Below are 9,836 nucleotides of genomic sequence, written 5' to 3'. Positions count from 1 at the left end.
GCGCTATCCTTTCTGTAAATATGGAAAGGATGGTGCTTTTTATGTATCGTAATGTTTCAGATGAATTGAACCTTTTCGCTGGAATTACAACAATCTTTATCTCCTCATGTCCTCAAACAATTGGCCGAAAAGGTAAGTTTTGTTAAGAGGTCCAGTAAGTATCAAGCTGAGCGTGAGCAGACGGTGATTTATCAACGGTATATAGATCCTGCATAAATAATAAATTGTGAACCTTCTTGGAGCCCAAAGGGGTTCGTTACAATGTATAATCTGTATCTTTAACGTGGACTATATTACTTCCGATTGTAGTAAAAACTTTTTTACATATTTTTAACACAAATGATAATGAAAATCATTTTCAATTATGTTATTATATTCTAGTAATTATTTTTTAAATTATAGGAGGAAAAGTATGTTTATTGACCTTTTAAGGCATAACAAAAATGTCTCTATTCTTTTGGCTGTGTTGCGTGTATATCTTGGATATACGTGGGTTATGGCTGGCTGGGGTAAAATAGCAGGCGGACAATTTGATGCTTCTGGTTTCTTAAAGGGTGCATTGACAATGGCAACCGGAGAGCATCCGGCTGTTCAGGGTTGGTGGGTTGTATTTCTTGAAAATGTAGCCATTCCTAATGTAGAGATATTTAATACGTTAGTACCTTGGGGAGAATTCCTCGTCGGGATAGGTTTATTGGTGGGTTGTTTCACTAAAACAGCTGTCTTTTTTGGCCTGGCTATGAACTTAGCTTATCTGTTTAGTGGCACGACAAGTACCAATCCACAACTTGTTCTATTATCTATGTTTATCCTTGTTTCTGCTATAAATGCTGGAAGATATGGGGTAGATGGTATGATTATGCCAACTCTTAAAGAAAAGCTATTTGCTACCAAAACAATAAATGGAAAAGAAGCTGTTGAGGTTTAAACCTCAGTAGTATTAATTTTATTCTGAGACTTGCTTCAAATAACTATAATTTCAAGGGCAGTGGCTTTATATAAAAAGCTACCAAGTAAATGAACTGCACCCCAATTGTTAGACTCAACTAACTATTGGAGGTGCAGTTTTTTATGACCAAATTTACTTATGAAGTTTTTTATTAATTAGAATGTACTTGCTACTTTAACAGCCTTTTCAAGCCCAGCAGCAATAATTTCTTCTGCTTTATCAGGAAATTGGCTGTGACCTTCAATCACTACTTTCTCCATATCTTTTACACCGAAGAAGTTCATCATACTTGCTACATATTTAACAGCCATTTCTACTTCAGCTTTTGGTCCTTCAGAATATACACCGCCACTTGCGTTTAATAATGCTATTTTTTTATTTCCAATAAGACCTACTGGACCTTCTGGCGTATATTTAAATGTTTTGCCCGCGCGGTTTAAGTAATCAATATATGTGTGTAGTACAGCTGGGATAGTTAAATTCCATAAAGGGAAACCAAATACAACTTTATCAGCTGCAAGGAATGGATCTAAATATTTATCAGCAACAGTTACTGCTTTTGCTTCTTCTGCTGTTAAATCAAGTCCTCTACTAGCCTTAAATGTACCGTTAATCATATCTACTCCTACATATGGCAATTCTTCCTTGTATAAATCAAGTTCTACCACTGTATCATTTGAATGTGATTCTTTATAGCTTGCTAAAAAAGCCTCATATAATTTCACACTCACCGCTTGGTTTGCGGGACGATTGTTTGCTTTTACAAATAAAACTGTTGCCATTCTCTTTTCCTCCTGTTGCTCACTCTTATGTTGTTATATATTTATTCCCTAAAAAGGGAATGCTATTGTCTTTACAATATCTTTTTAAAACTATATTCCATGTCTCCACCTAGAGCTTCAGCTGTATCACCAGTTTCTCTGAAGTCATGTGTATGAATCTTTTCAAACGGACCATAGTTTACTTGCTTATAAAATTCATAACAAGGGAATCCGTCATGTGCACCTTTAATATCGACAGTACCATCTTTTTTGACATGTACAGTTAATAGATAATCAACGGGAGGTGCATATACATTTAATGGGTTGCCAGCACTAGCACTCATTTGAAATTTGACGTCATCTGACCTCCATACAACATCAGTGCACAAAATACCTTCCGTACTAGCTTTTCCTGTTTTTTTATTAACGGAACCATCAGTAGTTGTGATTCTTTCTGTTGTTATGCCAGTATTCGCATATGTGAAGATTTCTTTTTTATAAAAATCTACAACTACTTCTTGTTCAATTCTGGAACGCATAGCGTTTACAGCATATGGTGTAAATTCACGTGAGTCACCTTCGAATTGAATCACGTTTCCTGTTTGAGTATCCTTCTTAGGTTCAGTCCAAGACATTGGAATAAATACACTTGCTCTAACTTTAACGATATTAGTCATGAGACACACCTCTATGATTTTTAATTTTATTTTGGATAATAATATTGAGCCATTGAGCAAAACAGATCGCAATTTCTTTCGTATAAATTATTGCTTTTCCTTTAATATTTGCTGCTTGTAAACTTCTACTTAGTATTTATATCTAGATTGTCGTTTTAAAACTGTATTCCATTTCCCCAGCTAGCGCTGCTGGAGTGTCACCAGTTTTTCTGAAATCATGTGTATATATTAATTCAAATGGACCAAAATCTGTTTGTTTATAAAATTCATAGCAGGGGAACCCATCATGTGCACCTTCAATTTGTGTAACACCACTCTTGTTAACCTGTATAGTTAATAAATAATCAGCCGCAGGTGCTGCTGCATTTAAAGGATTGCTTGCACTTGCCCTCATTTCAAAAGAAACTTCATCAGTGCCCCACACAACATTAGTACATACAATATTTTCTGTACTTGTTTTTCCTTTTTTATAATCAATAGAACCATCTGGATTTGTAACTTTTACAGTTACGATACAAGCATTTGTATATGTGAAAATTTCTTTTTTATAAAAATCAATAATCACTTCTTGCTCTAATCTTGACCGTGAAGTGTTTACAGCGTTTGGTGTAAATTCACGTGCATCACCAGTGTATTCGAATATCTTTTCTGTTGTAGGATCTTTAATAGGTTCCAACCAAGCATACGGTGCAAATACACTTCCTCTAATTTTAACGATGTTAGCCATGAGAACCCTCCATAATGTATTAATTTTGTTTCGGTGAATCCTATTTCTTTTATAAACGAACTATGGTCAACTTGATTGACTACATGGTGTATAGTACAATGGGTTTCAAATAAAGTCAACCTAATTGACTTTATTTAAGGAGGTTTTATGTATGAATCATGAAGTATTTAGTGAATTGGATCTTACATCACTATTATCGTTATCCTTTAGTACATCAATTAATGAATTACATGACAGATTGAGTGAATTGGGATTTGGAGATATTAGACCTGTACATGGTTTTATGTTTAAATGCATCACTCTCAATGGAGCAACAGGTATAGAACTAGCCGAATATTTAGGAATTACAAAGCAAGCTGTGAGTAAAATGGTGGATTATCTTGAGAAAAGTGGCTATGTAATGCGCAAAGCTCATCCCACTGATAAGAGAGGGAAAATTATTGTTTTGACCGAACGAGGTTGGTTAGTAGTGAAAGCAAAAGAGAAGATACTAACTGAGATTGAGCAACGTTGGATTGAAAACATAGGTGCTGAACGTCTGCAAATGCTCAAAGAAGATTTAACAAAATTAGTTTATGAAGAAAATGAAGATAAACTATCATCGAGGTTAAGACCTGTCTGGTGATTTTAGAGTTTATAAAGGGAACTTTTGATCGTGCTTAAATTCATACTAACAGTACAGCATTCCTGTAGTTTCTCTTTGACAACCGCCCATTTACCTCGCTTGAATATACGTTTTTGCCCATGCAAAAACACCTCCGATGTAAGTACTTTTTACAAGAGTACCACTTCGAAGGTGTTTTATATTGTCTCAATAATTTAGGTTAGTCCAGTTTTTCAACCTCTAATTGTGACAAATGCGCATAAACTTGTAAACTTTGTGCATTTGTTTCTGATTTTGACGCATAGCTCGTAAGTTTGATGTCTAACTTATATTTTAGGGTGTTAAATACAATAAAATTTGCAAAGATAGCCTAATTTTATTATCGGCAATATTTATCTCGTAAAGCAAGCGTATACTTAACCGACTGTTCTGTACCTTTTTCTTGATCTTCAATCATTTGTTCTAAAAGTTCTTCTGGAGGATAATAGTAATCCAATGGTTTAATGACATTTAAATCATAAGGAGGTTTTTCAACTTTAAAAGCTCCTTCTCCAACCGCAAAGACTCCGCCTGCACCAAGCTCCCTCTTAAAATTAATGGCGTACGGGAAACACATTTCAACGTTGATTCTAGTCAGGGTAGATTTCTCAACCAGTATTTTAAAACATTCTTCCGTATCGATATTGCCTGTCCCTACAGGTACGCCACATACCCTATAATCCTCGCCATCATGAATGATAATATGATCTTTAAAATGGCTTGTAAATGCGTATGGAGCCAATTTTCTTACAGCTTTAACTGGATCTTCCCATGCCATCATTCCGTTGCCAACATCACAATGAGCGCCAACCCATGGGCTGTTGACTTCCTTAATAATTTGAATAACCTCATCTGTTAATTCTTCCTCATGATTTTCTACAGCGAGCTTTATTCTGTATTTCTCTAATAATGGTGCAATTTTTTTTATATCTTTTGGTGCTCTTTTCAATCTTTCCGAATCATACTCTCCCATACATGAATACGTACGAATTACATCTGCTCCGATTCTCTGTGCTGCCTCAATGACCTCTTTTAGATGTTCCGGATCCGTTCCATTTGTGTCAATTTCAGCGAAAAATCCATATTTTTGAATTTCTTTTCTTACTCTCTCTAAATACTCCGGTTCAAACGACTCTAAAGTGCCCCGTCCTGGCAATCCTGGCCATGGAATAATATTTATCATAACCCCGTCTAATCCCAATTCAGCTGTTTTTCTAATAAAACCGAAAATATCCATTCGCCCTGTAATAAACTGCAAGTGAAAGCTTTCTGTTTCTAATCCGATTCTCATTTTTACCCACCTTTAATTAAGTATTTATTTCCTTGGTTTCTAAACTTTCTTGACTTGCTTTTTTCTTATTTACGATTTTAACTAAGTAGCTGCTAATAATAAAACCGATAACCGAGAACGCAATCATTGTCAAAAAGACATGTCTATAGCCTTTTATTCCTGGTGATCGATCTAACATACTTCCATATAGAATAAATGCAAACATAGAAGGAGCATATCCTACTAAGCAGGCTATAGAAACAGCTGCACCGCTTATTTCTCCCGGGATTCCTACTTCCTCATTAGGAGCAAAGAATACAGCTCTTTGAGTAAAGATGATCGCACCGTAAGGTCGTTTATTTATTCTTTTTGGTTTCGGCTACTAGCTCGATTTCAATTAAGGCATCCATCGGAAGTTTTGCTACTTGAACAGTACTCCTTGCAGGGAAAGGCTCAGTAAAGTATTCAGCATATATACTGTTTACCGTTTGAAAGTCTACTAGGTCTGTCATGAAAATCGTTGTTTTCACAACTGCATCCATACCCAATTCTTTTTCTTCTAAAATACTTTTAATATTATCTAAACTTTGCCTTGTTTGATGCTCAATACCTTCCGCTAATCGATTAGTTTCCGCACTTAATGGTAGTTGTCCCGAAATATATATATGCTCTCCTGAAACCACCCCTTGTGAATATGGTCCAATAGGCCGAGGTGCATTAGATGACAATATCGCTTCTTTCATAACTGTTTTTCTCCTTTTAATTGCAATATTTTTTTTATATGTTCGGGATTTCTACTTCCCAACGTTCCTCATTCAGAATCCAGATTTGTGTCTTTGATGATATTTATTTGAACACAATCTAGCCCGAATTCAACTGTTTTACGAATAAAATCAAAAATATTCATTCGTTGATTTTGGAAAAAAGATGGTAACTTTCTGTTTCTAAACCTAACTTTATTTGTTCATCACACTCTTTCATTTGTATCATATTTTATGTTTGCTTCTTTTTTATTTTTAATTAATTTTGCAAGATAGCTACTAATAATGAAACCCATTAACGCAAATGCAATCATTATCATAAATACATATCTGTAGCCAGTAATTCCAGGCGCTGCGTCCAAAATAGAGCCATACATTGTAAAGGCAAATATAGACGGTGCGTATCCAACTAAACAAGCTATTACGACGGCAGAACCACTAATTTGATCTGGAATGTCGATTTCATCCAATGGGGCGAAAAACACGGCACGCTGCGTAAAAATAATTGCTCCAAAACCTAAAGTTGCAACCATTCCAATATAAATATTCATCGTTTCATGTGGTAACAGGATAAAAATAACCATTGCAACTGCCGATAATAGAAATGTAAATCGTAAATATTTCGTAGCCGATTTAAACTTTTTATCTACTAATAGTCCACCGACCGGACCACCAACCATCTTCAATCCATACTGATTCACAATTCCATATGCTCCGACCAACGCAACTGGCATTCCATATATTTCTCTTAGGAACGGTATGAAGTAGGTTATCCCAGCGTAAACCGAGTAAACCGAAAATATGACAAAAGATGCAACCCAAAGTTCTGGTATTTTCAATGCTTGAAGTGCGCCTTTAAGCGCTTGCTTATTTCTACTTAGTTCTTCGCCGTCTTCTACAATCTTTATGACCACGTCATCTTCGACAAAGAAATAAGAGATGATACCGACAACAATTGTAGTTATTGCAAAAAATAAAATAGCAGCTCTAAATCCAGCAGCACCTGATCCTAGCCACATAAAAATACCTAAAGCCGAAAACGCAACTATCGTATCAACAACTCCGCGACCGGCTTCTAGAAATCCGAACATCCTTCCTTGTTCACCCGAATCTCCAAGTAATTTTACGGCTTTTATCAAAACAGGCCAAAACAGTAGATCAGCGAATAATGCCATTCCACCCCAGGCAACTAAAATTCCATAGTAACTTGGAAAAGTCGACAGATAAAGTCCAATTAAACCCGTTCCAATCAAACCAATAGGAATCAATATCTTTTTGGAAAATCTGTCAGCAATATAAATTGAGAACACATAGCCAATTGTTTGAACAATTGCATACGTTGATAATGCCAACCCGATTTGTGTATGTGTAAGATGAAAATGTTCTTGCATTGGAATATAAAATGCATCTTTAAGCGATGATAATTTAAATATTGTACCTCCACCCAAAATCAATATACATAAAGTAAACCATTTTTTCGCCTGAGTTTTTGCCTTCCCCATCGTGAACCCCCTCTTTTTAATTATGTTATCGCTTTAAATAAGAATAAAAATTTATCAGTAATAATAACTTATTATTGAAATAACTTATTATTGAAATAATATCATCTGAAAATTATTACGTCAACGTACTTTCTGAAAAATCCGATTTTTATTATGCATTACTAGAAAGCGTTGTCGAAAATAGCTATAATAGATAGACATATAGAAAGTTTCAAAATAATAAGGGGGTACTAAAAAACATGTCACACCGTGGAATATTGGAACAATATATACCTTTAGTAAGTTATATACATGAAATAGTAGGATCTGATTGCGAGGTTATTCTTCATGATACGAATCAGCCCGACTCTTCAATTATTGCTTTGGCGGGCAATTTAAGTAAACGGCATCTCGGTGGTCCGCTTACAGATTTGGCTTTAGAAGTACTACAAAGCAAAAGCTATTTAACGGAAGCTCATATTACCAACTATAAATCCATGCTTCAGGACGGTAGAATTTGTCGATCGTCGAGTTATTACATTAAAGATACAGAGGGTAAGTTAATTGGTATGTTATGCATAAATATTTTAGTTTCTGATTTAATAGATATTCGAAATAAAATAGATGGGTTAATTGGATTGAAGGATTTATCGACACTTATTGCACCTACATCAGTCAAACCCGCGAAACAAGAAGAACGTCTTGGGCAGAATATTGATGAATTAATGGGCACCCTTATAAGTGAAGTGTTAAATAACTATAGTGGCGATACGGCTGAATTATCCCCACGCGTAAAAGAATCCATTATTGCCGAGTTAGAAAAAAAAGGTGTTTTTTTACTAAAAGGTGGAGTGATGGAAGTTGCAAAAAGTATTGAGATGTCAGAACCTAGCGTCTATCGCTATTTAGCAAAAATTAAACATGAGGACAGGACTTCTCCCACAAATTAAGAACCAGAAATCCCAAAAATACGCATAGCCTAGGCGAGGCCACTGAAAAACTTTTTTTTTCACAGCTGGCGTCAGGTTATCAATTTTGATTTTTCGAGGGACACCACCAGCTTTTTTAAACAATTTTTTAAGACCTTCTAAAAAACATTCTTGATTCTCGGATGGCATCGGTTCATAAAAAGCAACATTACTAAAAGGAAAGGACATGATTAGTAAGCGAATATCTCGTGCTTTCCCATCTTCTACAGCTTCCATCACTCCAAAATCAACTTGCGCTTCACCCGAAGGGTGCTCTAATCTTTCAGCACCTTTATCTTGATCTGTGTTATCATTTTGCGCTTTCGATTCTTCTATGAAATTACACAGCGTCCGATATGAACCTTTGAAATCGTAAGTCTGTAACTCTTTATATAATTGCAAATTATTTCTTCTTTTTTTCTTCTTTTCTTTTGCATCTCCAAATAACTAATCTGAAACCATCAATCCCCATTTTTCCTGATACATCAGTCCTTTGCGGGGTTAACCAACGTAGATTTTGCCAGTTCCCAAGCCTACCAACTAACTTCACCTTTGCGATTTTCCTCTTCCTATTGCAAATTACATGATTACCATATCCCTGCACAGCACTTGTGGCATTTGCCACATTTTTCTGGTATATATCCAAAACACTAGGGTAAATAGCCACCTCTGATTCGTATTCAAATCGTTCGTTATTCCCCGGAGTAATAGGTGAATTCTAGAGTCCATTAGATACGATCGATAAAACAGTTGTATCTAACCTACTGCAAAGTAAACCTCAAGATGAATTACATAGGCGTTTAAAATCAAATTACTTATTAAAAACACGTCATACAAGGAAATAAAATAGCCAAGTACTTCTGAACTTACATAGTCTCAATAAGATTAACCTGAATACTAAAACGAGAAGGGAGGAAGAACGTATGATAAAACCCCAGCGGAGAACAACTACGTCTTGGCATTTGTWATTTTTTATTGATGGGGTACCGCCACATGCCCATCAAGCTAAGGCAAATTGTTACCCCCTAAACGAAAAAAGCGCTATCCTTTCTGTAAATATGGAAAGGATGGTGCTTTTTATGTATCGTAATGTTTCAGATGAATTGAACCTGTTTTCGCTGGAATTACAACAATCTTTATCTCCTCATGTCCTCAAACAATTGGCCGAAAAGGTAAGTTTTGTTAAGAGGTCCAGTAAGTATCAAGCTGAGCGTGAGYAGACGGTGATTTATCAACGGTRTATAAATCCTGCATAAATAATAAATTGTGAACCTTCTTGGAGCCCAAAGGGGTTCGTTAGTTCTTTTAATATCACTGTCTGAAAAGAAGTGACTTGATTAACGAATATAAAAAGAGCCTACCATCTCGGTAGACTCATTTTGATTCAATCCATTTTAGATATACTCTTCATTCTTATTTGATTTGGTCAAACGTCAAGTTTGTGATTTGAATTTTGAAAACACATATGGAGAACTAGGGAAAGATTTTATTCATGTCCATCACCTTATTCCACTTCACAAAATACAACAGAGCTATATTGTAGATCCGATAGAAGAATCGATGAGAGCCTTGAAATGTATGTGGTAGTAAAATTTTGTG

At 35.5% G+C, this 9,836-nt stretch carries 12 protein-coding genes; 4 read left to right on the top strand and 8 right to left on the bottom strand.

The genetic code is table 11. The features are described 5' to 3' along the window. Nucleotides 1–412: 412 nt before the first annotated feature. Nucleotides 413–928 (top strand): DoxX family protein, encoded by a 516-nt coding sequence (locus tag AC1DOS_RS14590; RefSeq protein WP_477538083.1) that lies wholly within the window; start codon nucleotides 413–415, stop codon nucleotides 926–928. A gap of 176 nt (nucleotides 929–1,104) precedes the next feature. Here AC1DOS_RS14590 and AC1DOS_RS14585 read toward each other — a convergent pair whose 3' ends face one another. The 3 genes from AC1DOS_RS14585 to AC1DOS_RS14575 form a co-directional block, all read right to left on the bottom strand. Next, nucleotides 1,105–1,731 (bottom strand): FMN-dependent NADH-azoreductase, encoded by a 627-nt coding sequence (locus AC1DOS_RS14585; RefSeq protein ID WP_477538082.1) that lies wholly within the window; start codon nucleotides 1,729–1,731, stop codon nucleotides 1,105–1,107. A 71-nt stretch (nucleotides 1,732–1,802) separates the two neighbouring features. Then, nucleotides 1,803–2,387, bottom strand: coding sequence for a DUF3238 domain-containing protein (locus AC1DOS_RS14580; RefSeq protein WP_477538081.1), 585 nt, complete (start codon nucleotides 2,385–2,387; stop codon nucleotides 1,803–1,805). A 142-nt stretch (nucleotides 2,388–2,529) separates the two neighbouring features. Then, a complete protein-coding gene (locus AC1DOS_RS14575) occupies nucleotides 2,530–3,114 on the bottom strand; it encodes a DUF3238 domain-containing protein (protein WP_477538080.1) in 585 nt (194 codons plus the stop codon). Nucleotides 3,115–3,265: 151 nt separating this feature from the next. Between AC1DOS_RS14575 and AC1DOS_RS14570 the strand changes: the two genes are divergently transcribed. Continuing rightward, nucleotides 3,266–3,739 carry a MarR family winged helix-turn-helix transcriptional regulator gene (locus AC1DOS_RS14570; protein ID WP_477538079.1) on the top strand — a complete coding sequence of 158 codons (474 nt, stop codon included), beginning with the start codon at nucleotides 3,266–3,268 and terminating at the stop codon, nucleotides 3,737–3,739. A 358-nt stretch (nucleotides 3,740–4,097) separates the two neighbouring features. Here AC1DOS_RS14570 and AC1DOS_RS14565 read toward each other — a convergent pair whose 3' ends face one another. The 4 genes from AC1DOS_RS14565 to AC1DOS_RS14550 form a co-directional block, all read right to left on the bottom strand. Further along, nucleotides 4,098–5,048, bottom strand: coding sequence for a sugar phosphate isomerase/epimerase family protein (locus AC1DOS_RS14565; protein WP_477538078.1), 951 nt, complete (start codon nucleotides 5,046–5,048; stop codon nucleotides 4,098–4,100). Between the two features lie 16 nt (nucleotides 5,049–5,064). Then, a complete protein-coding gene (locus tag AC1DOS_RS14560) occupies nucleotides 5,065–5,253 on the bottom strand; it encodes a hypothetical protein (RefSeq protein ID WP_477538077.1) in 189 nt (62 codons plus the stop codon). Nucleotides 5,254–5,383: 130 nt separating this feature from the next. After that, entirely contained in the window at nucleotides 5,384–5,770 is a 387-nt protein-coding gene (locus tag AC1DOS_RS14555; protein ID WP_477538076.1) for a RidA family protein, read from the bottom strand. Between the two features lie 224 nt (nucleotides 5,771–5,994). Next, entirely contained in the window at nucleotides 5,995–7,290 is a 1,296-nt protein-coding gene (locus AC1DOS_RS14550; protein ID WP_477538075.1) for an MFS transporter, read from the bottom strand. Between the two features lie 239 nt (nucleotides 7,291–7,529). Here AC1DOS_RS14550 and AC1DOS_RS14545 point away from each other — a divergent pair, with 239 nt between their 5' ends. Continuing rightward, nucleotides 7,530–8,219, top strand: coding sequence for a helix-turn-helix transcriptional regulator (locus tag AC1DOS_RS14545; RefSeq protein ID WP_477538074.1), 690 nt, complete (start codon nucleotides 7,530–7,532; stop codon nucleotides 8,217–8,219). Here AC1DOS_RS14545 and AC1DOS_RS14540 read toward each other — a convergent pair. Continuing rightward, nucleotides 8,175–8,639, bottom strand: a complete 465-nt coding sequence (locus AC1DOS_RS14540) for a hypothetical protein (RefSeq protein ID WP_477538073.1) — start codon at nucleotides 8,637–8,639, stop codon at nucleotides 8,175–8,177. The two genes, AC1DOS_RS14545 and AC1DOS_RS14540, sit on opposite strands and share 45 nt — an antisense overlap. 521 nt (nucleotides 8,640–9,160) lie before the next feature. Between AC1DOS_RS14540 and AC1DOS_RS14535 the strand changes: the two genes are divergently transcribed. Further along, nucleotides 9,161–9,493, top strand: coding sequence for a hypothetical protein (locus tag AC1DOS_RS14535; protein ID WP_477538072.1), 333 nt, complete (start codon nucleotides 9,161–9,163; stop codon nucleotides 9,491–9,493). Nucleotides 9,494–9,836 lie beyond the last annotated feature (343 nt).

Source organism: Paenisporosarcina sp. P5_A11 (assembly GCF_056400705.1).
Note: the sequence above shows the minus strand (reverse complement) of the source record. Positions and strands in the feature narration are given on the sequence as shown.